Annotated in this window: 18 protein-coding genes and 1 riboswitch; of the genes, 13 read left to right on the top strand and 5 right to left on the bottom strand. The window is 71.5% G+C overall.

All coding sequences use genetic code 11. The features are described 5' to 3' along the window. The first annotated feature begins 375 nt into the window (after positions 1 to 375). The gene (locus GKS42_RS23165; RefSeq protein ID WP_154795969.1) at positions 376 to 1,662 is read left to right on the top strand and encodes an LLM class flavin-dependent oxidoreductase; all 1,287 of its coding nucleotides are present in this window, start codon (positions 376 to 378) and stop codon (positions 1,660 to 1,662) included. Next, positions 1,659 to 3,080 carry an NtaA/DmoA family FMN-dependent monooxygenase gene (locus tag GKS42_RS23160; protein ID WP_154795968.1) on the top strand — a complete coding sequence of 474 codons (1,422 nt, stop codon included), beginning with the start codon at positions 1,659 to 1,661 and terminating at the stop codon, positions 3,078 to 3,080. Before GKS42_RS23165 ends, GKS42_RS23160 begins: the two co-directional genes overlap by 4 nt. Positions 3,081 to 3,324: 244 nt before the next feature. Here the strand turns inward: GKS42_RS23160 and GKS42_RS23155 are convergent, their stop codons facing one another. Together GKS42_RS23155 and GKS42_RS23150 are read right to left on the bottom strand one after the other, a co-directional pair. Continuing rightward, entirely contained in the window at positions 3,325 to 3,708 is a 384-nt protein-coding gene (locus GKS42_RS23155; RefSeq protein WP_154795967.1) for a VOC family protein, read from the bottom strand. 46 nt (positions 3,709 to 3,754) lie between these two features. Continuing rightward, the gene (locus tag GKS42_RS23150) at positions 3,755 to 6,049 is read right to left on the bottom strand and encodes an MSCRAMM family protein (RefSeq protein WP_154795966.1); all 2,295 of its coding nucleotides are present in this window, start codon (positions 6,047 to 6,049) and stop codon (positions 3,755 to 3,757) included. A gap of 104 nt (positions 6,050 to 6,153) precedes the next feature. Here GKS42_RS23150 and GKS42_RS23145 point away from each other — a divergent pair, with 104 nt between their 5' ends. Together GKS42_RS23145 and GKS42_RS23140 are read left to right on the top strand one after the other, a co-directional pair. Next, complete coding sequence (locus GKS42_RS23145) at positions 6,154 to 8,469, top strand: adenylate/guanylate cyclase domain-containing protein (RefSeq protein WP_154795965.1); 2,316 nt, start codon at positions 6,154 to 6,156, stop codon at positions 8,467 to 8,469. A 2-nt stretch (positions 8,470 to 8,471) separates the two neighbouring features. Continuing rightward, positions 8,472 to 9,896, top strand: a complete 1,425-nt coding sequence (locus GKS42_RS23140; RefSeq protein ID WP_154795964.1) for a mechanosensitive ion channel family protein — start codon at positions 8,472 to 8,474, stop codon at positions 9,894 to 9,896. A 9-nt stretch (positions 9,897 to 9,905) separates the two neighbouring features. On the opposite strand, the gene GKS42_RS27050 is transcribed toward GKS42_RS23140, so the two are convergent. Together GKS42_RS27050 and pdxR are read right to left on the bottom strand one after the other, a co-directional pair. Continuing rightward, positions 9,906 to 10,139, bottom strand: coding sequence for a BP74-related protein (locus GKS42_RS27050; RefSeq protein ID WP_435529682.1), 234 nt, complete (start codon positions 10,137 to 10,139; stop codon positions 9,906 to 9,908). Positions 10,140 to 10,253: 114 nt separating this feature from the next. Beyond that, on the bottom strand, positions 10,254 to 11,687 hold the full coding sequence (pdxR, locus tag GKS42_RS23135; RefSeq protein ID WP_154795963.1) for a MocR-like pyridoxine biosynthesis transcription factor PdxR: 1,434 nt from the start codon (positions 11,685 to 11,687) through the stop codon (positions 10,254 to 10,256). Positions 11,688 to 11,805: 118 nt separating this feature from the next. Between pdxR and GKS42_RS23130 the strand changes: the two genes are divergently transcribed. From GKS42_RS23130 to GKS42_RS23090, 9 genes are all read left to right on the top strand, one after another. Continuing rightward, on the top strand, positions 11,806 to 12,267 hold the full coding sequence (locus tag GKS42_RS23130; RefSeq protein ID WP_154795962.1) for a carboxymuconolactone decarboxylase family protein: 462 nt from the start codon (positions 11,806 to 11,808) through the stop codon (positions 12,265 to 12,267). Positions 12,268 to 12,427: 160 nt separating this feature from the next. After that, positions 12,428 to 12,534: riboswitch (SAM riboswitch) on the top strand. 352 nt (positions 12,535 to 12,886) lie between these two features. Then, on the top strand, positions 12,887 to 13,882 hold the full coding sequence (locus GKS42_RS23125; RefSeq protein ID WP_154795961.1) for an ABC transporter permease: 996 nt from the start codon (positions 12,887 to 12,889) through the stop codon (positions 13,880 to 13,882). After that, positions 13,879 to 14,799, top strand: coding sequence for an ABC transporter permease (locus GKS42_RS23120; RefSeq protein WP_154795960.1), 921 nt, complete (start codon positions 13,879 to 13,881; stop codon positions 14,797 to 14,799). Before GKS42_RS23125 ends, GKS42_RS23120 begins: the two co-directional genes overlap by 4 nt. Then, complete coding sequence (locus tag GKS42_RS23115) at positions 14,796 to 16,499, top strand: dipeptide ABC transporter ATP-binding protein (RefSeq protein ID WP_154795959.1); 1,704 nt, start codon at positions 14,796 to 14,798, stop codon at positions 16,497 to 16,499. Before GKS42_RS23120 ends, GKS42_RS23115 begins: the two co-directional genes overlap by 4 nt. Before the next feature lie 40 nt (positions 16,500 to 16,539). Beyond that, entirely contained in the window at positions 16,540 to 18,168 is a 1,629-nt protein-coding gene (locus GKS42_RS23110) for an ABC transporter substrate-binding protein (protein ID WP_154795958.1), read from the top strand. A gap of 105 nt (positions 18,169 to 18,273) precedes the next feature. Next, complete coding sequence (locus GKS42_RS23105; protein WP_154795957.1) at positions 18,274 to 19,425, top strand: LLM class flavin-dependent oxidoreductase; 1,152 nt, start codon at positions 18,274 to 18,276, stop codon at positions 19,423 to 19,425. A gap of 126 nt (positions 19,426 to 19,551) precedes the next feature. Continuing rightward, positions 19,552 to 21,201: an ABC transporter substrate-binding protein gene (locus tag GKS42_RS23100; RefSeq protein WP_168217961.1), complete on the top strand. Its 1,650-nt coding sequence runs from the start codon at positions 19,552 to 19,554 to the stop codon at positions 21,199 to 21,201. Further along, complete coding sequence (locus tag GKS42_RS23095) at positions 21,201 to 22,475, top strand: NtaA/DmoA family FMN-dependent monooxygenase (RefSeq protein WP_154795955.1); 1,275 nt, start codon at positions 21,201 to 21,203, stop codon at positions 22,473 to 22,475. The genes GKS42_RS23100 and GKS42_RS23095 overlap by 1 nt, the downstream gene beginning before the upstream one ends. A 23-nt stretch (positions 22,476 to 22,498) precedes the next feature. Beyond that, a complete protein-coding gene (locus tag GKS42_RS23090; protein ID WP_210769247.1) occupies positions 22,499 to 23,737 on the top strand; it encodes an LLM class flavin-dependent oxidoreductase in 1,239 nt (412 codons plus the stop codon). Here GKS42_RS23090 and GKS42_RS23085 read toward each other — a convergent pair. Further along, entirely contained in the window at positions 23,680 to 24,204 is a 525-nt protein-coding gene (locus tag GKS42_RS23085; RefSeq protein ID WP_154795954.1) for a tetratricopeptide repeat protein, read from the bottom strand. The two genes, GKS42_RS23090 and GKS42_RS23085, sit on opposite strands and share 58 nt — an antisense overlap. Between the last annotated feature and the right edge of the window lie 10 nt (positions 24,205 to 24,214).

Genomic DNA, 24,214 nt, shown 5'->3' with positions numbered 1-24,214 from the left:
TGGACGAAGTGACGGCCGGCGCAGTCCGAGTGGACGGCGCGGTCCGACGAGCGGGGTCCGGTGACAACCGGCCTGGAGTTCGGACGTTAGGAGCGCACGGAGTCAACCGACCGAACGGGTTCCGATGTCTTGCTGAATGAGACGTAAAGTGCCCACACGGCGAGACCGGCGACGGGTGAGCGGACCTCCCACGCGGTCGGTTCGGCGTCCGATCTCACGCACTGAGACGCGGTCCTGGGGTCATGGCGCCGGGTTCGGCCCGGCCCCACGCTGGCACCCTCGCCGACGCACCGGTCGGCGACGCACCGATCGCTGGATCGAGCGAACGACACGTGGGGGCGTTGCCCCGCGCCGCCCACTCACACCGGAGTCCTGATGTCCCACCGTGTTCCCCGTCTCGGCGTCGCCCTCGACAACGCCGGCTGGCACCCCGCCGCCTGGCGTCGCTCCGGGCTCGAACCGGGCACGCTCTTCTCCGCTCGGTACTGGGTCGATCAGGTGAGCGCCCTCGAGCGGGCCGGCCTCGACTTCGTCACGTTCGAGGACGCGTTCTCCGGTGCCTCACCCAGCGCCGCCAGCACCGATCCGGCCCTCGGCACCGATGCGGTCCGTGGCCGGCTCGACGCGCTCCTGCTGGCCGCACGCCTGTCCACGGTCACGTCCAGGATCGGTCTGGTCCCGACGGCGACGGTCACGCACACCGAGCCGTACCACCTGGCCACGGCGCTGGCCACGCTGGACCACGCGAGCAAGGGCCGGGCCGGATGGCAGGTGCGGGTCTCCCCCCGGCACCCCGAGGCGCAGCTGACCGGCAGGCGCACCGTGCCCGACGTGCCCCTGCTCGACCTGGACGACTCCTTCGTGCAGGGCCTGTTCGACGAGGCCGCCGCCGTCATCGAGACGGCGCGGGCGCTGTGGGACAGCTGGGACGACGACGCGGTCATCCGCGACGTGGCGACCGGTCGGTTCCTCGACGCGGACAAGCTGCACCACGTCGACGCCAGCAGCGAATGGTTCACGGTGGCCGGCCCGTCGATCGTGCCGCGGCCCCCGCAGGGCCAGGTCCTGGTGACTGCGCTCGCCCACGGCGACGTCGCCTACCGCCTCGCCGCGCTCGGCGCCGACGTGGTGTTCGTGACCCCCCGCGACGGCGAGCACGTCCGCGACATCATCGCCGAGGTCCGGGCCGCGGAGCGGGCGGTCGGCCGGATCGGCACGCCGCTGCGGATCATCGCCGACGTCGAGGTGGTCATCGACATCACCAGCGCGGCCGCGCTGCTGCGGCTGGCGGAACTGCAGGGACATCGGGTGCGGTCCAGCGATGCCACGCTGGTCGCGGGCTCCGCGGACGAGGTGGCCCGGCTGCTGGAGAGCTGGGCCGCGGCCGGCGTCGACGGTTTCCGCCTGCGGCCCGCCGAGAACCTCCAGGACCTCCCCGCCATCACCGGGCTGCTGGTCCCCGAGCTGATCCGCCGCGACCTGTTCGACCCCGACGGCCAGGTGCCGCTCGGCCCGGGCTGGTCCGGCGGGTCCCGGGCCGCCGACGGCCCCGTTCCGCTGCGGGCGCGCTTCGGTCTGGACCGGCCACCGAACCGGTACCACGACGATCTGGCACCGCTGGCCACCCGCCGTACCCTCGAGACCACGGCGGCCGCCCGATGACCGCGCGACGGCCGGCGAACGGCAAGCAGGTCATCCTCGGCGCCAGCTTCCCGGGGGTGAACCACCACACCGTCTGGGGTGACCCGAGGGCCGGCAGCCAGATCGCCATCGAGTCCTTCGTGCACCTGGCCAAGACGGCCGAGCGGGGTCGCTTCGACTTCTTCTTCCAGGCCGAGGGTCTGCGCGTGCGTGAGCACAAGGGGCGGTTCTACGAACTGGACATCGCCGGGCGGCCGCACATCGCCGTCGTCCAGGCGGCCCTGGCCGGTGTCACCCAGCACCTGGGCTTCCTCGCCACGATCAACACCACGTTCAACGAGCCGTATGACCTGGCCCGTCAGCTCGCAACCCTGAACCATCTCTCCGACGGGCGCACCGGCTGGAACGTCGTCACGACCTCCGACGCGTTCCACGGCGAGAACTTCCGCCGGGGCGGCTACCTGCCCCGCGGCGAGCGGTACGAGCGGGCCGCCGAGTTCGTCCGGACGGCGCTGGAACTCTGGGACAGCTGGCCGGCCGACTCGCTCGGAACCGCCGGCGGCGAGTTCGTCACCGACCCGGGCGCAGGTCGGTTCGCCCACCACGGCAAGCATTTCGACATCGAGGGCACCTTCCCCGTCCCGACGGCGCCGCAGCGCCACCCCGTGCTCGTCCAGGCCGGCGTCTCGGACGAGGGCCGGGAGTTCGCGGCCCGCACCGTGGACGCGATCTTCTCCCCGTTCGGCGAGCCGGGCCAGGGCCGGGAGTTCTACGCCGACGTGAAGGGCCGGGCACGCCGTGCGGGCCGGGACCCGGACACGCTGAAGATCCTGCCCGGAGCCAGCTTCGTGCTCGGGGACACCCCGGGCGAGGCGGCCGAGCGCGCCCGTGAGGTCGCCCTGGCCCAGGTCACGCCGGCCACGGCGCTGGCGCTCCTGGAGCAGACCTGGCTGCGGGACCTCAGCGATCACGACCCCGACGGCCCGGTCCCGCCGGTGGAGGCCGACGGCGTCGAGGTCGGCATCTCCCGCGGCCGCACCACGAGCACCGGCGACCCGCTCGAGAAGGCCAGGGAATGGTACGCCTACGCCCGCGAGCACCGACTCTCGATCCGGGAGCTGGTGATCGCGCGGGCGCACCGGGCGGCGTTCGCGGGGACGCCGCTGCAGGTGGCGCAACGAATCAACGACGCCGTGCAGACCGACGCCGCGGACGGGTTCGTCATCGGCTCCCACTTGGTGCCCTACGGCCTGGACGAGTTCGTCGACAAGGTGGTGCCGTTCCTCCAGGAATGGGGCGTGCTCCGCACCGAGTACACCCCCGGCGCCACCTTCCGCGAGAACCTCGGGCTGCCCCCGCAGGCACCCGGCGCCCGGCCCGGCGTGCGCCCGTTCGACGCCGCCGAGTTCCGACCCGAGACCGCGGGAGCGGTCGGGTGAACCGCCGCGGGGCCCGGCGGACCGGACGGCGGGGGCCGGCCGGATGAGACTGCGGGTCGCCGCCGCCGTGGGGGCGGTGGGCGGCCCGCGTTGGACCCTTCGGTCCGGGGACTAGGGCCCCCGGACCGAAGGAACCTCGGCGGCCCTACGGGCCGTCGGACACCACGGCCGGGGGCGGCCGCCACTGCCCCCGGCTGTTGGTGGCGCAGCCGCACGCGACGGGCGTGCGCATGCTCCGGCGCCGCTACTGCCAGACCCGTGCGCGCTCGGCGAAGTCGTTCGTCTGAACGGGGACGATGCAGAACACCAGGCCACCGGGGTCCGCCATGATGCGGTACTCCTCGTGCTCGACGACCATGCGTGCGCCGAGTGCGAGCAACCGGGCCGTCTCGGCCGGGACGTCGTCGGTCTCGATGTCCAGATGCAGCCGAGACGGCGTGCCCGTACCGGTGCGCTGCAGCACGAGGCTGACGTCGCCGCCGAGGGCGGCCAGGTGCTCGTAGGGATTCTCCGGGGGCGGCGCACCAGTCGCGGGCCCGGCGGTGGCGGCCGCCCAGAACCGGGCCGCGGCCGGGTAGAGGTCCGCCGGGTGGTCGATGAGGACGACGCCGATCCTGCTTCGGTGCATGGCAGCCACGGTAGCGGCCGTCATGACCCGACGGCATCCCCGGCCGTCAGTCCCCGTCGGGGGCCACGTGCCGACCCCCCGAGCGGGTGGCTGCGGCCGGCCGTCTGCCGGCGGCCACGAGCACCAGGCCGGCCGCGGTCAGTAGCGCCGCTCCGAGGATCAGGGTGTCGATGTCGGCCCCCGTCGCGGGAAGCCGGTTCGGCGCCGTGCCTGGTCCGGCGGTGCCGGGATCGGGTCCGGGATCGCCCGGCGCAGGCGGCGTCGGTGCGGTCACGACCTGGAGCACGAAGTCGAGCCCGAGGACGGCGACGTCCACCACGTCGAACGTGAGTACCGGCTCGCCGTCGACCGCGTACCCGTCGGGCGGCGTGATCTCGGCGGTGTATCCGGCGCCGGGCGGCAGGTCGGCCGACCAGGTGCCGTCGTCGAGGGTGGTCACGGTTGCCACGATGGCGCCGTCGGGGTCCCTGACGGTCACCTCTGCGCCGGGTACCGGCCGACCGTCGGCCTCCGTGACCGTGCCACCCACCTGGACCGGCGGGGCCGGCGCGTCGGCGGTGAGTTCGAAGTCCTGGTCGAGGCGGCTCTCGCCCGCGCCGGTGATGGTCGTGACGCGTTCGGTGACGTCGGTCGTGTAGCCGTCGGGCACGGTGAGCGTGATCGCGTAGTCACCCGCCGGGAGCTGGTCGGCGAAGTACCCGCCGGCATCGTCGGTCGTGAGGGTGACATCCCCGCCCGGCCCGCTGATGACGAGGGTTGCGCCCGGGATCGGAGCCCCGCCGTCGTCGGTCACGACGCCGCCGATCGCACCCGGCTTCTCCACGGCGAAGTCGACGTTCGTCACGTCCTCCGCCGTCACCGTCACCTGCTGGCTCGTTGGTCCGTCGGCCGTGTACCCGAACGGCACCTCGAGCGTGACGGTGTACTGCCCGGGCGGCAGGCCCGGGAAGGAGTAACCGCCGTCTGCCGCCGTCGGCGTCGTGAACGTGCCCCCGGGCCCGGTGATCGTCACGACGGCACCGGCGACGCCCTGGCCACCACCGGTGACCGTCCCGGACACCGAGGCCGGCGCCTGGACGACGAAGTCCTGGCCCGTGATCGGTTCCTCGGAACCGGTCGGCACCGTGACCGGTCCCGGGCTCTCGATCACCGTGTACCCAGGTGGGGCATCGATGGAGAGCACGTGCTCGCCGGGCTGCACCGTGTCGAAGAGATAGGCACCGGTCGAGTCGCTGACGACGGAGACGGGCGTGCCACCATCGGTCGGCGTCAGGGTGATCGTCGCTCCCGGGACGGGGTTGCCGTCCTCGTCGGTGACGGTGCCACTGATGGGCACCGGCACGATGTCCCGGACCGCGAAGTCCACGTCGGTCGCGTCGGTCGTGGACAGGTCTGCCGCCAGCACCGTCGGCCCGACTGCGATGTATCCGGGACCGTCGGGGTCAGCGGGCACTCGCATCTCGACCGTGTAGCCGTCCGCTGCGGTGTAGCCAGGGAAGGAGTACGTGCCGTCGGCCGCCGACGTCGTGGTGGCCAGCTGCGTACCGTCCGGTCCGAGGAGAGTGAGCGTGGCACCGCCGAGCGGCCCGTCGACATCGTGCGTCACGACTCCCGTGATGTCCCGGGCCAGCGAGGCGAACCACGTCTGGTACACCGGGAAGCCGGACCGCTGGTAGAAGTAGATCGTCAGGCTCGTGATCGCGACGGTGGGCTCGAACCACCCGGCGGCCCCCGACGTGTCGAGCCCGGTCGCGTTGCCGATCACCTCACCGGTGACCGGATCCCACCTCGCGACGTCGGTCGCGTCGCCGGTGCACGAAGGGCTCGGAGAGACTGCGCAGTAGTTGAAGCCGCCCTGCCAGCCGAGCTCGGCGCCGGTCAGGAGCTGGCCGTCCTCGCCCCGCGCGATGACCACGGCGCGGTCGGCGTCGATGTCGCCGAGCACGAACGCCCAGCCGCCGGCAGGGGTGGGGCGCTCGAACGTGTACGTCGTCGTCGACGGCGAGGTGGCGTTGTCTGCTCGCGGTCGCAGGTTCAGGTACTGCTGACCACTGCTCGACCCGTACACCGCGCCGGGGGGAGTGGCGGCGCCCAGCCAGATGCTCGCTCCGGTCTGGACGCCGACCTGTCCGCCGCGGGAGTCGGTCGTGACGGTCGCGGCCGGGAATCCTGCGGCGGGCAGTTGCATCGTGGTGGTGAACGACCCCGTCGAACCGGTGAGCGGTTGCCAGGTGGCCCAGCCTGCCGTCGTTGCCGCGACGGCCGCCGTCGGCAGCACGGCCAGGACAACGGCAAGAAGGGTCACGACGACGACGTTCCACGTACTGCGCGCTCGAGTCACCCCCGCAAGGTATAAGAGGGATTGCCTAAAGCGCCAGGGGGAGGCCAGGTTTCGGGACGGTTTCGTCTCAGCGCCCACCGGTAAGGGAGATTTCTCAATCCACCATGGATCTGACCGTGTTACCCCTTGCCGCGGCCTTACCGGGCCACGATAGGTTGTGTGTCACAGACGGGAGTGGGGCGACCTTCTGCGTGGGGGAAGCGCCGAGTCGGGGAAATGCGCCGGTCGACCATGACGGTGCGAGACGGGGGGCAACGGTGTCGGAAGCGTTGAATACGGAATCGGCAAAGGGGCAAGTCTCGGCGAGATCGCGTTCTCGGCGCGGTGGACTGAGTATCCAGTCCAAACTCCTCATCATGCTGCTGGGGGTGAGTCTGGTCTCCTCGGTCATCGTCGGAGCCCTCGGGTTCGTCAACGGCCGCCAGTCGCTGCACGACTCGGCTGTCGACCAGTTGATCACCATCCGCTCGATGCGTGCCGCCGAGGTCACCACCCAGATCGAGGCCATCCGCCGGGATGCGTCGCTGCAGTCTCGCAATCTGAGCGCGCAGACGATGTCCACGACGCTCAACCAGGCCTTCGACGAGCTCCAGGACCGGGAGGTCACCTCCGACCAGAGTGCGCGACTCGAGGCGTATTACGCCGACACGTTCATCCCGGAACTGGAAGCGCGGTCAGGGACCGAGTTCGGCGATTCGGCGTTCATCCCGGAGTCGCCCGCCGGTCAGTACCTGCAGTCCCAGTACACGACGCGCAATCTGGACTTCGATGCCGACTATGACACGCTGCTCACGCTCAACGACTCCGGAGACGGCACGTCGTACTCGGCCGCTGCCGGCCGGTACGGGGACTATTTCGAGCGGCTGGTCACGGAGGCGGGATACGAGGATGCGCTGCTGCTGAATCTCGACGGTGACGTCGTGTACTCGGCCTACAAGGGAGTCGAGCTCGGTACGAATGTCGACACGGGGCCATACGGAGAGACGGCCCTCGCGCAGGCCTATCGGGACGCGATCGCCACGAACTCCGTCGGAACGATCATCCTCACCGACTTCGAACGCTGGATCCCGTCGCTGAACATGCCGACGATGTGGGCGATCTCGCCGATCGGCAACGACGCGGGAATCACCGGCGCCCTCGCCGTGCAGGTTTCGCTGGACGCGATCAACGACCTGATGACCGGCGGGGAGCAGTGGAACGATCAGGGGCTCGGTGACACCGGCGAGGTCTACCTGGTCGGACGGGACGACCTCATGCGCTCCACGTCGAGATCGCTCGTCGAGAGTCCTGACACGTTCGCGCAACTGGCGATCGAGGGTGGCATCGCCCCGAGCATCGCCGAGCGGGTCGTGGAGGTCGGAGGCACGGTGCTCCTCCTTCCGGTCGACACGTTCGCGGTCGGGGAGGCGCAGGCCGGTCGAAGCGGCACGATCGTGGGGTCGGGCTACCTCGGTCGGCCGAGCGTCACCGCGTACGCGCCGTTGGAGCTCGAAGGGCTGGACTGGGTGATCATCGCGCGGATCGACTCGGCGGAGGCCTTCGCCCCGGTCACCGACTTCACCCGCACCGTGCTGCTGTCATTGTTGGGCATTCTCCTCGCCGTCTCCCTCCTCTCGCTCCTTCTCGCGCAGGTGTTCACGCGCCCGATCCACCGTCTCGTCGGTGCCGTCCACCGAGTCGCCGAAGGGGATCTCGACGTCAAGGTCCCACAGGGCTCTCGCGACGAGTTCGGAGACCTGGGCAGCGCATTCAACGACATGGCGTCCAGTCTGCGCATCAAGCAGCAACTCATCGACGAGCAGCAGGCTGAGAACGAGAAGCTCCTGTTGACCTTGATGCCGGAGAGCGTCGCAGCACGCTACAAACAGGGCGATGAGGCCATCACAGAAGCCCATGAGAACGTGTCCGTGGTCTTCGCCGAACTGGTGGGCTTCGACGAATACGCGCGTGGGCTCACGGGTGAGGAGGAGATCGGTCAGCTCAACACCCTCATGCGCGGGTTCGACGAAGCGGCCGCCAAGGCCGGGGTCGAGAAGGTCCGCACTCTGCGCGGCGGCTATCTTGCCTCGTCCGGGATGGTCGTTCCACGCGTCGACAACGTGCGCCGAAGCGTCGATTTCGCGCAGCAGCTCCTGGGCGTCCTGGAGCGCTTCAACGCCCAGAACGGCACCTCGATAGCCCTGCGTGCCGGTGTCGACACCGGCACCGTCACGAGCGGGCTCGTCGGCCGTGCCAGCCTTGCCTACGACCTGTGGGGGGATGCCGTGAACCTCGCGTACCGCGTCCGCTCGGTCACCGGCCAGCCGGGCATCTACGTCAGTCAGACCGTCCATGACCGGACCCAGGAGATGGTCAACTACGTCGAGGCCGGAACGGTCGAGATCCGTGGGAAGACCGAGACCGTCTGGCGGGTGAGCTGATCATGGAGGATGCGTTCCAGGACGGGTCGGCATGGTGGGTCATCGCTCTCGCGATCGGCGTGCCCGTCCTGCTCGTGCTGCTCACCGAGTCTCTTGCAGCCCTGAGCCGACGCAACAGCCCGCTCGCGGGGCCGGTCCGGCTGTTGCGAAACTGGGTCCTGCCCGCCGGCGCCCTGTTCGCACTGCTGGCGTTCGCGGTCCAGTCTCCGGCGGACCAGGTGTGGGTGCGGGTCGTGGCGACCGTGTTCGGATTCCTCGTCATCCTGCTCGTGCTGTCGTCGTTCAACGTCGCGCTGTTCGCCAACGCGACCCCCGGCTCCTGGCGCGAGCGCATCCCGACGATCTTCGTCGAGATCGCCCGCCTCGCACTGGTTGTCGTCGGCCTGGCGCTGCTGTTCTCGTGGGTGTGGGGAGCCGACGTCGGCGGCCTCCTCACAGCCCTCGGTGTGGGGTCGATCGTCATCGGCCTCGCGCTCCAGAACGCCGTCGGCGGCGTCATCTCCGGCCTCCTTCTGCTGTTCGAGCAGCCCTTCAAGATCGGGGACTGGCTCGACATCGGCAGCGTCAGGGGACGCGTCGTCGAGGTGAACTGGCGCGCCGTGCACATCGACACCGGATCCGGGATCCAGATCGTTCCGAACTCCTCCCTGTCCGGAGCCTCGTTCACGAATCTGTCGGAGCCGCCCGGACCCTACTCGGCGCACGCATCGATCACGTTCTCGACGGACGACCCGCCCCACGAGGTCATGGCACTGCTGGTCGAGGTCGCGGATGCCTTGCCGATGCGGCTCCCGGGCGTGCGCGCCCGTGCCGAGTACAGCGGCGCCGCCGCGTTCAGCGTGTCGATACCCGTGTCCGGCCCTTCCGAGGCAGCACGCACATTGTCGATGTACCTCGCCTGGCTCTGGTACGCCGCACGTCGGCATGGATTCGCCCTCGACGGCGATGACACGGATCCCGTCACGGCGCCGGAACGCCTGGCCGCCGCGGTCCAGACGGTGGCGCCGACCCTGCACCTGCGCGACGAGGACCGCGAGCAGGTGCTGGCGTCCGCGCACCTGGAGCGCTACGGCGCCGGCGAGGTGGTGCTGCCCGCAGGGGTCGTTCCGAACCAGGTGCTGATCGTCGTCTCGGGCAGCGCCACCCTCGCCGTGGAGGTCGACGGAGGCAGGATCGATGTCGGGCGTGCTGAACCGGGAGAGCTCGTCGGCCAGACCGCGCTGACTCGTGAGCGCACCCAGGCGGTCACGGTCGCGGCCGAGGTCCTCACCGTTCTCGTTCTCCCGCTCCACACCGTCGATGCGCTGATCCGCACCCGACCGCGGCTCGCGGCCGAGATCGGTGAGTCGCTCGAGTTGAAGCGGAAGATCGCCGAGGAGGCGCTCGGCGCATCGGGAATTCCAGCAAGGAGCATTCGATCCGCATAGAGCAGGCAGTCACGGGTGGGCGACAGGATCGACGCCGTCGCCGTGAACGTCGCGGGAGGCGTCCGGCTCAGTCGATCGCGATGATGCGTGCCGACCAGGAGCAGTAGTTCTCGGAGGTGACGACCCCGTCCTCGACATGCGAGGGCATGCCTCGCAGACCTCGATCGTCTGGTCGGCGAACTCCAGGCTCGCCGGGTCGATGTGCCAGGTCCACGGCGCGTTCACCCCGGGGTCGTCGCGCACGACGACCCCGAACGGGATCGCCGCCACGTCCTCACCGTCGAGCGGGGCTCGGCGTGTTCGACCAGTTCGAGGGTGGCGAACTCGATCTTTAGCCCACCGCGACCGCCTCAGGCCTCAGCCTTCGACGGAGTCGTCGATGAGCCGGGCGAGCCGCTGCAGGCCAGGTCCGATCCGCTCCGCGTCGATCACGCCGTAGCCGAGCACGAGTCCGTCCGGTGTGGCCGGGTCGGCGGCGAAGTGCGAGATCGGGTGCACCGCGATCCCGGCCGCCCGGGCCCGGGCGGCGACCGTCGGAGCATCCACGCCGGCGCCGAGCCGCGCAGCCACGTGCAGGCCCGCCACGGACGGGATCACCGCGAGCCGCCCCGGTGGCCAGGCCGCGAGCGCGTCCAGGAGGCCGGCCCGGCGGTCCGCGTAGACCCGGGTGGTCCGCCGCAGGTGCGCGGCCAGTTCCCCGTCCTCGATGAACCGGGCCAGGGCGAGCTCGGTGATCGGGTTCCCGTGCCAGTCGGCCAGTGACCGGGCGATCTGGAGCGGTCCGCGCAGCGCCTCCGGGGCGACGACGAAGCCCAGTCGAAGCGCGGGGGAGAGGGTCTTGGAGAACGAGCCGACATACACGGTGTGCCCGTCCGGGTCCAGGCTCTGCAACGGGTCGAGCGGACGGGCGGCGTACCGGTACTCGGAGTCGTAGTCGTCCTCGACGATGGTCGCGCCGACCTCCCGCGCCCAGCGCAGCAGCGCCTGCCGGCGGGCCAGCGACATCACCGCGCCGAGGGGGAACTGGTGCGACGGCGTCACGTACACCAGCCGGGCGCGGGCCGGGAGTGCGTCCACCATCAGGCCCTCGCCGTCCACCCCGACGCCGATCACGCGGGCGCCGAGTGCCTCGAAGACGCGCCGCGCGGGCGGGTAGCCCGGTTCCTCCACGGCGACCACGTCGCCCGGGCCGACCATCACCCGGCCGATCAGGTCGAGCGCCTGCTGGGCGCCGTTCGTGACCATGATGTCGTCCGGCGCGGCACGGACGGCACGGGAGGCACCCACGTGCCGCGCGATCGCGGCCCGCAGGGGTCGTACGCCCGACGGCGCGGCGTAGCGACCCAGGTCGAGGTTCGTCACCCGGAGTTCGCGGGAGAGCAGGCGCCGCCAGGTCGCGAGCGGGAACAGGTCGCCGTCGGGCATCCCGACCGAGAAGTCGAACCGCGGGTTCGATCCCACCCGAGGCATCCCCGCCGGGATCCGGGACCAGACCGCCAGCGGGCGCAACCCGGGCTCGCGGCGGCGGGGTGTCACGGTCGTGCGCGGCGGGGGTGCCGCGCGCACATACGTCCCCGATCCGACCCGCGCCTCGAGGTAGCCCTCCGCGGTCAGCCGCTCGTACGCGCCCGCCACCGAGTTACGGGAGACGCCGAGGTCCGAGGCGAGCTGGCGCGTCGGCGGCAGCCGCCGCCCGCCAGGGATCCGGCCGTCCCGGATCGCCTCGAGGACGCCACGGTAGATCGCGCCGACGACCGTGGGGTGCCCCTCGAGGCTGATGTGGAGTTCCATGGGAGACGCTCCGATTGGCCCAATCAGGATCGTGACACTTGGACCTTACCAAGAGCCAATATCGGACCTACGGTCGCATTCGGAGCCTCATCGGGAGGCGCCGACGGAAGGAGATCCCATGACCGCACGACTGATCGTCTCCGAGCTGGCCTCGGCCGCCTACAAGGCGATGGTCCGGCTCGACACCGTGGCCGGCTCGAGCGACCTGCCCCAGCCGCTGCAGGAGCTGGTGCGCGTGCGCGCGAGTCAGATCAACGGATGCGCCTACTGCGTGGACCAGCACAGCGCCGACGCCAAGAAGGCGGGCGTCGCGGACAACCGGCTCTGGGCCGTCGCGACCTGGCGCGAGGCGCCGTGCTTCGATGATGCCGAACGTGCCGCACTCGACCTGACGGAGTCGATGACCCGGCTGAGCGAAGGGGGCGACCGGGTGGCCGACGGCGTGTGGGAGGCCGCCAGGGCACAGTTCGGTGACGAGGATCTCGCCGCCCTGATCATGCTGATCACGATGATCAACGCCTGGAACCGGATCGGTGTGACCACGCGGATGGTGCCGGAGTCGTTCGCCGACGCCGCCTGAGGACCCGACCCGCCGGCGCCTCGATCGACCAGCCGGCCGGCCGGCGGTGCCGCCCCGGCCCCTGGACCAGCCGCCCCCGGACCCACCTGCCATCTCAGCCTCTGAGACACGCGGGTGGGTCCGTTTCCGTTCCCGCTCAACCACGGCAGCATGGTCCGCAGGTCACGAGTTCCAGTCATGACTGCCCTGGCTGACTGGACGGCAACCCTGGCGGGGGTGCCCCAGGTGACGACCCGGCGCGAGACGCGCAACCCGCAATCGAGGAGAACCCGATGGACCGCAGGGACACTCAGCACCCTGGCCGTACCCGCGCGATGGCCGCGCCGGTCGTCGCGCCATACGTGCGCAGCCGTCGTCGCGCCGCTGCCCCGAGCTGTCGCTGACCCGATCCTGACGAGTTGACCGGGCCGGGCTCGCCCCGCCCGCGGCACCTCGCCCAGGGACGCTGATCCGGCGGCGCCGAGCCCACCCCTCGAGCCCGCCCGGCATCACGGCGGACCCGCTGGCCGATCCCACCCGACCCGGCGCCGCCGAGCGCGCCTGCGCACGAACCTGCCCGCACCCGACCCGGCTACGCGCCGGTACCCGGCCACGCCGCCGGCCGACCGATGGACCCTCCATGCCCCGATACCTCCTTGCCCGCGTGGGGCAGGCCGTTCTCGTCCTCTGGGCGGCCTTCACCATCACGTTCCTGATCCTGTATGCCCTGCCGGGCGACGCCGTGTCCCTGCTGCTCGGTGAGGACGGGGAGAACAACCTGACCGCCGAGCAGCTCGACGCGGTCCGGGTGCAGTACGGGCTCGACCTGCCGCTGTACCAGCAGTACCTGAACCGGCTCGGCGGGCTGCTCACCGGGGACCTCGGCATGTCCTATGCGAGCAACCGCCCGGTCGCCGACCTCATCGCCGAGGCGATCCCGCAGACGGCCCAGATCGCGTTCGCGGGCCTCGCGCTCGGGGTGACCCTCGGCGCCGCGATCGCGATCGCGGCGACCTACACCCGGTTCGCCTGGCTGAGTCGCCTGTTGACGGCGATCCCGCCGCTCGGCGTGGCGGTGCCCTCGTTCTGGCTCGGGCTGATGCTCCTGCAGGTGGTCTCGTTCCGGTACGGGCTCCTCCCGGCGATGGGTAACGAGGGCCTCGCGAGCATCGTGCTGCCCGCGATCACGCTCGCCATCCCGAACGCGGCCACGGTGGCGCAACTGCTCAACAAGGGCCTGGAGACCACGCTCGGCCAGCCCTACATCGAGACCGCGAGGGCCAAGGGGGCATCCCGGCGGCGCGTCCACCTGCGCCACGCGTTGCGCAATGCGGCGCTGCCCACCCTCACCCTGGCCGGACTGATGGTCGGTGGTGTGCTCGGCGGCTCGGTGGTCACCGAGACCGTGTTCTCCCGGGCCGGTCTCGGTCGGCTGACCGCCACGTCCGTGAGCGCCCGGGACGTGCCCACGGTGCTCGGGATCGTGGTGATCGCGGCCGCCGTGTACGTCGTCGTGAACCTGATCGTGGACCTCGTCTATCCACTCGTGGACCCACGCGTCGTGACCACCCGCCGCCGCACTCCGATCGGCCGTGCCACCACCGCCATCCCGACTCCAGAGGGAGCATCGACATGACCGACACGACCACCACGGCGGTCCTGCTACCGGACGCAGCCACCGAGACGAGCGCACCGGCACGCGTGCAGGAGCGGCGCGTGGCCAACCGGCTCGGCGACGGCGCACGCTCGCTCGTGCGGCGCCCCGGCCTGCTCCTGGCCTTCGCCGTGCTGGCCGTCGCTCTCGTCGCGGCGCTCTGGCCCACGGTCCTCACCTCCGGCGATCCCTACGCGGCCGTCCCGGCCGAGCGGATGCAGGCCCCGTCAGGACAGCACCTGTTCGGCACCGACCAGCTCGGCCGCGACCTCTACACCCGGGTCGTCCACGGGTCCGCGCTGTCGCTGTCCTCGGCCGCCCTCGCGGTGGTCTTCGGACTCAGCACCGGCTCGCTGGTGGGCCTGGTCGCGGGCTTCTTCGGCGGGTGGGCGGACTCGGCCCTGATGCGCTTCGTCGACGTGCTTCTGGCGATCCCGGGCATCCTGCTGTCGCTGGCCATGATCACCGCGCTCGGCTTCGGCACGATCAACGTGGCGATCGCGGTCGGCGTCGGGTCGGTCGCATCCTGCGCACGCATCATGCGCTCGCAGGTGCTCTCGGTGCGGACCAGTGACTACGTCGAGGCCGCGATCGCCGGCGGCGCGACGCGGTGGCGGGTGCTCGTCCGGCACATCCTGCCGAACTCCGCCGCGCCCGTGCTCGTGCTCGCCGCCCTGGACCTCGGCGGTGCCATCCTCGCCGTCTCCTCGCTCAGCTTCCTCGGGTTCGGCGTGCAACCGCCCACCCCGGAGTGGGGCGCCCTGGTGGCCCAGGGGCGCGACTACCTGGCGACGGCGTGGTGGCTGACCGCGCTGCCCGGCCTGACCGTGGTGGCGACCGTGCTCGCCGCCAACCACATCGCCCGGTCCCTCGACTCGGAACGGAAGTACGCCCGATGAGCACCGCCCGAGCGGACACGCCGCTGCTGAGCATCCGCGACCTGCACGTGCGCTACCGGACCCGGCGCCAGGTGGTGACCGCCGTCGACGGGCTCTCGCTGGACATCCACGCCGGGGAGACGGTCGCCCTGGTCGGCGAGTCCGGGTCGGGGAAGTCGACAACGGCCCACGCCGTGGTACGGCTGCTGCCGGCCGCCGCCGAGGTGACCGAGGGCACCATCCTCTTCGAGGGCAAGGATCTGCGCGGCGTGAGCCGGCGCGAGCTGGAGCGGGTGCGCGGTGCGCGGATCGGGCTCATCCCGCAGGACCCGACCGTCTCGCTGAACCCGGTCACCCGGATCGGTGACCAGGTGGCCGAGGTGCTCCGCATCCACGGGCTCGCGGACGCCAGGAGCGCCCGGTATCGCGCCCTGGACGCCCTCGCGGATGCCGGACTGGACAACCCGGAGCTCCGCGCGCGCCAGTACCCGCATGAGCTCTCCGGTGGGCTCCGGCAACGCGTCCTGATCGCCATCGCCACGGTCGCCCGGCCCGCACTGGTCATCGCCGACGAACCCACCAGCGCACTCGACGTCACGGTGCAGAAGCAGATCCTCGACCACATCGAGGCGCTCACCGCGGACGCCGACACCGGCGTGCTGCTGGTCACCCACGATCTCGGCGTGGCCGCCGACCGGGCCGCGCGCATCGCCGTGATGTCCGAGGGGAGGATCGTCGAGATCGGGACGCCCGAGCAGATCCTCACGGACCCGCACCACCCGTACACGCGATCGCTGATCGCCGCCGCGCCGAGCCTGCAGACCGCCACCCCCACGCTGATCAGCCTGCACAGCGCGGTCGGGCCGGCGAGCGTCGACGAGGCGGAACCGCCCGAGGTCGGCGCCGGTGATGGTTCCGACGAGGCGAACGTGGTGGTCCGGGCGGAGGGTCTGGTCAAGGACTTCAGCGTGCCGCGCGCCGTCGAACCGAGTGGTGTCTTCCGCGCCGTCGACGACGTCAGCCTGACGATCCGACGCGGGCGCACCCTCGCGCTCGTCGGCGAGTCCGGCTCCGGCAAGTCGACGACGGCCCGGCTCATCCTGCGGCTGCTCGAGCCGGACGACGGCACGATCAGCTTCGACGGGGCCGACATCACGCACCTGCGCGGGTCCGCGCTGCGTGCCCTGCGGCACCGGTTGCAGGTGGTCCAGCAGAATCCCTACGCGTCGCTGAACCCGCGCCTGTCCGTCGGCCAGCTGATCGCCGAGCCGCTGCACTCCCTGCGGATCGGCACCCGCGCCGAGCGTCGCGCTCGAGCGGTCGAGTTGCTCGACCACGTGGGGCTGCCCACGTCGTTCGCAGCACGCCGGCCGTTGGAACTCTCCGGCGGGCAGCGCCAGCGCGTCGCGATCGCCAGGGCGCTCGCGGTCAACCCCGAGCTCGTGGTCCTCGACGAGCCCGTCTCCGCGCTGGACGTGCGTGTCCAGGCGCAGATCCTGGACCTTCTCGCCGGCCTTCAGGTCGACCTCGGGGTCAGCTACCTGTTCATCTCACACGACCTCGCCGTCGTTCGGCAGGTGTCGCACACCATCGCGGTGATGCGGCACGGCCGGGTCCTCGAGACGGGGCCGGCGGCACAGGTCCTGCTCCGTCCCGGCCACGAGTACACCCGCGAGCTCCTGGCCGCCATCCCGGGCCAGGACGTAGCGGTTCCGCAATGACCTCCCCGACCACCCCTCCTCCGCTCGTCTGGAGCCCGCGATGAGTCACCTTCCCCTGAGCCGGCGCGCGTTCACCGCCGGAGCCCTGTCCTCGCTCGCGCTCGGCCTGGCCGCCTGCGGCTCGGACGCCGACGCCGACGAGCAGCGCACCGAGGCCGGGCAGCCCCGACCCGGCGGCCGGCTGACCTTCGCGATCGCGAACGACCCGATCACGCTCAACCCCCAGGGCGGCGGCTCGGGCAACGACACCCAGTACGTCACCCGGCAGCTCGTGGACTCGCTCGTGGACCAGAGTCCCGAGACCGGCGAGATCGTCCCGTGGCTCGCCACCGAATGGACCATCAGCGACGACGCGAGCGTGTTCACGTTCACCCTGCGTCAGGACGTGAGCTTCTCCGACGGCACTCCCTTCACCGCGGAGTCCGTCAAGGCGAGCTTCGACGACATCGTCGCCCAGGGCGCGAACGCGAACGTCGCGGTGGCCTACTTCGGGGACTACAAGGAGACGCTCGTCGTCGACGAGTACACGGCGCAGGTCAGTTTCACCGCCCCGAACGGGCCGTTCATCCAGGCGCTCGCCGGCCCGGCGCTCGCCCCGCTCGCGGCCGCCACGCTGGCGCAGTCGTGGGAGGAACGAGCCGCGGGCGGCGTGATCGGAACGGGTCCCTTCACCGTGGACCACTACACCGCGAACACAGAGGTCCTGCTGCTCAAGCGGCCCGGGTATGCGTGGCCGTCCGAGGTGTCGCAGAACGACGGCGAGGCCTACGTGGACGAGGTGCTGTTCCAAGTGGCGCCGGAGGCGAGCGTGCGCAGCGGGCTGATCACCTCCGGGCAGGTCGACGTCATCGGCGGCGTGCCCCCACAGGATCAGGAGACACTTGAGGCCGGTGGCGCCGCCCTGGTGATCCGGGCCAATCCGGGGACCACGTTCGGCCTGACTCCGTACACGGAGAACCCCGGGGTCGACGACGTCAACGTCCGGCGGGCTTTCTCCCTGGCGCTGAACCGCGATGAGATCAGGGACGCCACCCTCAACGCCGACTACGCCGTCTCCCGCAGCGTGCTCTCCGACACCACGCCAGGCTGGTCCGACCAGTCCGAGCTGCTCGGCCACGACCCGGCCGAGGCCGCACGGCTGCTGGACGACGCCGGCTGGACCGAGGGCTCCGACGGCGTTCGGGAGAAGAACGGCGAGCGGCTGTCCCTGGTGCTCGCCTGGCAGACGAACTTCGTCGCCAACCAGAGCGCCGTCGAGCTGATCCAGCAGCAGGTCGCCCAGGTCGGGATCGAGGTGGAGCTGGTCTCGGGCACGGTGCCGGACATCACCGAGGGCGAGGGCAGCGGCGACTACGACTTCCGTTTCGGCAACTCCAGTCGCGCCGACGGCGACGTCCTGCGGACCAGCTTCTCGTCCGAGTCCGGGCGCCCGTTCACGGCCGCCGATCCCGAGCTCGACGCCCTGCTCGAGCAGCAGCGGGCGATCGTCGACCCGACCGAGCGGAACGCGTTGCTGGCCGACATCCAGCGGTACCTGCTCGAGCAGGGCCGCCACATCCCGACGTTCCAGCTGACCACCGTGCTCGGCACCACCGCGACGACCCACGGCGTGTGGCTCGCGGCCGACTCCCGGCTCGGCTCGCTCTCCTCCGCCTGGCTCGACGCGTGAGGACCCGCGGCTAGCCCACCCGACCGGTCCGCACCTCCCGGTCCGGCACACACCGTAAACCACCACAGACCACTCGACCCCCACCCCAGACCTACAAGGAGCAGCATGCGATTCCGGATCCAGGACATCGTCCCGTACCAGCCACAGGACGTGAACGGCGTCCCCATCAGCCCCACCGAGCGCCTTGAGCGGGTGGTCGCCGCCGCCGTCCTCGCCGAGGAGCTCGGCTACGACTCGTTCGCCGTGGGGGAGCGGCACTACGGCGACTTCCTGTCCTCGGCGCCGACCGTGCTGCTCGGCGCGATCGCAGCGGCCACGAACCGGATCCTGCTCTCCACCGGGGTGACCGTGCTGTCCCTGCTGGACCCGGTGCGCGCCGCCGAGGACTACGCGACCGTTGACGTGCTCTCCGGCGGACGCCTGGAGATCGTGATCGGCAAGGGCAACGAGGTGGAGCACTTCCCGATCTTCGGCAAGGACGGCGCGCTGCAGTACGAGTACCTCGTCGAGAGTTACGAACTCCTGCGTCGGCTGCTGAGCGAGGAGGGGGTCACCTGGTCGGGCGCCCACCGCGCACCGCTGGAGCACGTCACCACCCTGCCGCGCCCCTTCGACGGCCCTTGGCGGATCTGGCACGGCTCGGCGACCTCCACCGATGCCGTCGAGCTCGCCGCGAAATGGGGCGACCCGGTGTTCTCCTCGCACACCCTGCAGCCGACCGTGAACTACAAGCGATTGCTTGACCACTACCGCGAGCGGTGGGAGTTCCACGGACGCGATCCCGCCCTCGCCTGGGTGGGCGCGGGCTCGGGCGGCCTGTACCTCGCCGAGACGAACGAGGCCGCCATCGAGCAGTACCGGCCGGTGTTCGAGGCGAACCGTGCACGCGCCAGCCTGCGTGACCACGGCCCGAACACCCTCGGCAAGGTCTCCGTGTTCACCACGGTCGAGGAGGCCGCCGACACCGGCACGGCCCTGGTCGGCACCCCGGAACGAGTGGCCGAGAAGATCGTCCGGTTCCACGACTCGCTCGGCCACCACGTCCAGGCGATCTCCGCCAACCACCTGCTTCCCCACGAGGCCCAGCAGGACGTGCTGCGCCAGTTCGCCGAGGAGGTCATCCCGCTCGTGAACGCCGAACTCGGCACCGACCTCTGGAGCGCCGCGGACGCCGGCCGCGCCCGCGGCTTCACCGCACCGGACCAGCATGGCCGCCGCAGTCAGGACCGTCGCCTGGGTGCCCCCGTCACGGTCTGACCCGTTCCGCCCGGTCGCGTCATCCGATCCACGCGATCCGGGTCGCCGCCGTCGCGCCCCTCCGCTGCCGACCTCACCACCCGACGCCACCCGGCGTCGCCCCCTCTCATGCTCAAGGAGTACCCGATGTCCCTTCCCCCGATCTCCCGCCGTGCCGTCCTCATCGGCGGCCTCTCCGCCGGCGTTCTCGGCCTGGCCGCCTGCGGCGGGGGCGATGCCGGCACCGGTGCCTCGACCGGTCCGAGCGGCACCGAAGCGGAGCCGACGGCGGGTGGAACCCTGCGTTTCGCCGTCGCCAACGACCCCGCCAGCCTCACGCCCCAGGGCGGTGGCTCCGGCAACGACGCGCGCTATGTGACGCGCCAGCTCGTCGACTCGCTCCTCGACCAGGATCCCGAGACGGGTGAGCTCGCGCCCTGGCTGGCGCAGGAGTGGGAGATCAACGAGGAGGCGACCGAGTTCACTTTCCACCTTCGGGAGGGCGTCACCTTCTCGGACGGGACACCGTTGACGGCGCAGTCGATCAAGGACAACTTCGCGGACGTGCTCGCCCAGGGTGCACAGGCGAGCTACGCCATCGAGCACCTGGCGGGCTACGTCGACACCGAGGTCGTCGACGAGCAGACGGCGATCGTCCGGTTCGACGTCCCCAGCGCCCCGTTCCTGCAGGCCCTGACCGAGCCGATCTTCGGCCCGCTCGCGGCCTCCACCCTGGCGCTGCCGTGGGAGGAACGCGTCTCCGGAGGGGTGATCGGCACGGGACCGTTCGTGCTGGACCGCTACACCAAGGACACCGAGGTGGTCCTCTCCCGGCGCGTGGGGTACGCCTGGCCCTCGTCGCTGAGCCAGAACACCGGCGAGGCCTACCTGGACGAGGTGGTGTTCCAGATCGTGCCCGAGGCGAGCGTGCGCACCGGGTCCCTCTCCTCGGGTCAGGTCGACGTGATCGGCGGCGTCCCGCCGCAGGACCAGGCCACCCTCGAGGGTTCGGGCTACACCATCGTGGCCCGTGGCAACCCTGGCACGACCTTCGGACTGACGCCCTACAACGCCAAGCCGATCGTCGGGGACGTGAACGTGCGCCGGGCTCTCTCCCTGGCACTGAACCGGACGGATCTGCGGGACGCGACCCTGAACGAGTCGTACGCGGTCTCGACGAGCCCGCTGGCAGCGACCACACCGGGGTGGGTGGACCTGAGCGAGTACCTCGAGCAGGACGTCGACGAAGCGGCCCGGTTGCTGGAGGAGTCCGGGTGGGTGCCGGGCGCCGACGGCATCCGCGAGCGTGACGGTGAGCGGCTCGCGCTGGTCATCGCCTGGAGCAACAACTTCGTCGCGAACCAATCGGCGCTCGAACTGCTCCAGCAGCAGGCCAAGGAGGTCGGCATCGAGGTCGAGCTGTGGACCGGTGACGTCTCCGAGCGCACGGCGAAGGGTGAGGCCGGCGAGTTCGACCTCACCTACGGCAATCTGAGCCGTGCGGACGGGGACATCCTGCGCACGAGCTTCGCGTTCGGTGACGAGGATCCGTACCGGGTGGCCGACGAGGAGCTGAACGTTCTACTGGAGGAGCAGCGAGGGCTCACCGACGTCGCTGCCCGCAACGAGGTCCTGGCCCGGGCGCAGGAGCGGATCCTGGAGATCGCGTTCCACATCCCGACGTTCGAGCTCACGTCGGTGCTCGGCACGACCGAGGAGGTGCACGGCGTGGCGCTCGGTGCCGACTCCAGACTCACGTCCCTGGTGGACGCGTTCCTCGAGGGCGGGGCCGCCTGATGGGCCGCTACCTGAAGACCGTCACCGGGGCCGGTGGCCGGCCCGGTGCCTACGAGCTGGCCCTCGACCCGAAGCGGCACACCCTCGAGACCGCCGTCGAGGTCGCCGGGCTCGCCGAACGGGCCGGGTTCGACGCCCTGTTCACCCCGGACCTGCTCAGCTTCAACGGGCAGGGGAGCATCGGCAGCCAGGACTCGCTGACGGTGATGGCGGCGCTGAGCCTGGTCACCGAGCATGTCGGGCTGATCTCCACGGTCACCACGACGTTCAACCACCCGTTCAACCTGGCCCGTCAGTTCGGCACCCTCGACCACATCAGCAACGGCCGCGCGGCCTGGAACCTGGTCACGTCCTCCATCGGTGAGGAGAACTACTCGGGCGAGGACCTGCCCAGCCCGGAGCAGCGCTACGCCCGGGCCGCGGAGTCCCTCGACGTGATCAACGCCCTCTACGACAGCTGGGGCGAGGGGGCGCTCGGTCACGACGAGGAGGGCCACGTCCGGTTCGACCCGAGCCGGGTCCGCCCGATCGACCACAAGGGCACCTTCTTCACGGTGGCGGGACCGCTGAACATCCCGCCGTTGCCGCAGCGGCGGCCGGTGCAGTTCGTGGCCGGCCAGTCCGCGGCCGGGCTCGAGCTTGCCGCCCGGTACGCGGAGGTCGTGTTCACGTCCCTGCCCACCCTCGACGTGGCGCTCGACTTCGTGACGAGGCTGCGCCGTCGGGCCGCGGAACTGGGCCGTCCCGAGGGGCTGCCGCTGATCATGAGCTCGTTCCATGCGACGTTCGGCGCCACCGAGTCCGAGGCGCTGCGGTTGCGCCGCGAGAAGCAGGAGGCGATCGACCTCGTCGCCGGGCGCGCCGTGCTGGAGGACATGCTCGGTGGCATCGACCTCTCCGACCTGCCGCTGGATGGCCCGGTGCCGATCGAACGGGTGCCGGAACTGGGCAGCGTGAACCGGCGCCGTGGGCGGGTCGAGGTCTTCGGTCGGCAGGTCGCCGAGGGGCGCACCCTGCGGGAGCTGATCATCGCCGCCCAGGACACCGGCCACTGGGCTCCCGTCGGCACCCCCGAGCAGCTCGCGGACGCCGTCGAGGAGCGGATGGACGCCGGCGTGCTCGACGTGCTCTCCATCGGAGGGATCGGCGACCCGGTCACCCACGATCTCGTCGTCAACGGGCTCCTGGAGGAGTTGCGCCGCCGTGGACGGCTGCGTCGTGACCGCGTGGGTGACACGTTCCGCGAGAACCTCGAACTGCCGGAGCTCCCGTGACCGACCCGACGAGAGGTGACGACGTGAGCGCACCGCGCGTGCCGTTGTCCATCCTGGATCTCGCGATCGTGCCCGAGGGCGGCACCGGCGCCCAGGCGATCCGGGACGTCCTCGACCTGGCCGCGGCCGCCGAGGACCTCGGCTACCGGCGGATCTGGTTCGCCGAGCACCACCTGGCCGCGGGCGTCGCGTCCGCGGCACCGGCCGTGCTCGCCGCGCTCGCCGCAGAGCGGACCAGCCGGATCCGGGTCGGCTCCGGGGCGATCGCGCTGAGTGCGACCAGCCCGCTCCAGGCCGTGGAGCAGTTCGGCACGATCGCGGCGCTGCACCCCGGGCGCACCGACCTTGGCCTCGGGAGGGCGTTCGTGCCGCCCCCGAAGAACGAGACGCCCGACGGCGCAGCGCCGGAGGGGGAGCCCGCTGCGGTTCCCGCGTGGCGGCGCCGGTCGACCCACACGCAGGCCCGCGACGTCGACGGACTGCACGTGCCGGCCACCCCGGCCGGGGGCACCGATGACGAGGGGTTCCGCAAGCGGCTCGCCCGTCGGGTCGCGCTGATCGGGCGGAGCCGCGCCCCGGAGAGCTTCCGGGCCGAGGTGGACCTGGTGCTCGGACTGCGCGCCGGGGACCACGTCGGCCCGCCGGTCGGGCCCGGCGAGAGTGCGACGGTCAGCCCGCCGGCCGCCGGCGCGGACTTCGAGGTGTGGGTGCTCGCCTCCAGCGGCGGGGAGAGCGCCCGGGTGGCCGGCGAGCTGGGGCTGCCGCTCGCGGCGAACTACCACGTGAGCCCGTCCAGCATCCTGGAGACGGTGAGCGCCTACCGGGACGCGTTCCGCCCCGGTTCGCTGTCCGAGCCCTACGTGCTGGTCTCGGTCGACGCGCTCGTCGCGGACACCGACGCCGACGCCCGCGAGCTCGCGGAGCCGTTCGTGGACTGGGTGCTGTCCGTGCGCCGGACCGCCGGCGGCGCGGTCGCCTTCCCGCGGCCGGGCACGACCACTGCGTGGGTCGACCGGGACCCGGCCGAGCAGGCCCTCGTCCGGGACCGGATCGACGCGCGGTTCGTCGGGTCCCCCGCCACCGTGCTGGAGCGGCTCGAGTCCCTCGTGCGGGTCACCGGCGCGGACGAGGTCCTGGTCACCACCGCCACGCACGATCCCGCCGACCGGCTCCGCTCCTTCGGACTCCTGTCGCGGGCCTGGGGTCAGCCGGTGGGCACGCGGGTCGGTTCGTCGTCGGCGTCGGTGACGTCCGCGAGGTAGCGGCCCACCGGGCCGGCGTAGGTGGTCAGGCTGTCCCGGAGCCCTTCGAGTGCGACGACGGCGGCGCGCCGATCCTCCCCCAGGTCCAGCAGGGTGAGGGCCAGGAAGGCGCGGGCGGCCGCCGCGTAGGGCGCCACGAGCGTGGCACCGAGTTCGGCCCGGAGCAGGTCCGCGGCCTCGGTCGCCCGGCCGAGGTTCCGCAGCGTCGACGCGAGCTGGATGGTCGCCTGCTGGTGGCGGGCCGGGTCGAGCCCGCCCGAGAGCGCCCGCCGATAGGGCGCCTCGGCGCGGGCCTCGTGGCCCGCGTAGTCATAGGCGCCGGCGACCTCGAACGCGGCCAGCGGGTCGCGTTCGTGCCCTGCCACGAGCTTCTCGATCTCCGCGAGGACCTCGTTTGGGTCCCGGCCCTCGGCATCCGCCCAGACCTCGGTGATCGTGTCGTGCCAGTTCGGTGCGGAGGCGTCCATGGAGCCATGA

Origin of the sequence: Occultella kanbiaonis (assembly GCF_009708215.1) — a bacterium.
Taxonomy (GTDB): Bacteria; Actinomycetota; Actinomycetes; order Actinomycetales; family Beutenbergiaceae; genus Occultella; species Occultella kanbiaonis.
Note: the sequence above shows the minus strand (reverse complement) of the source record. Positions and strands in the feature narration are given on the sequence as shown.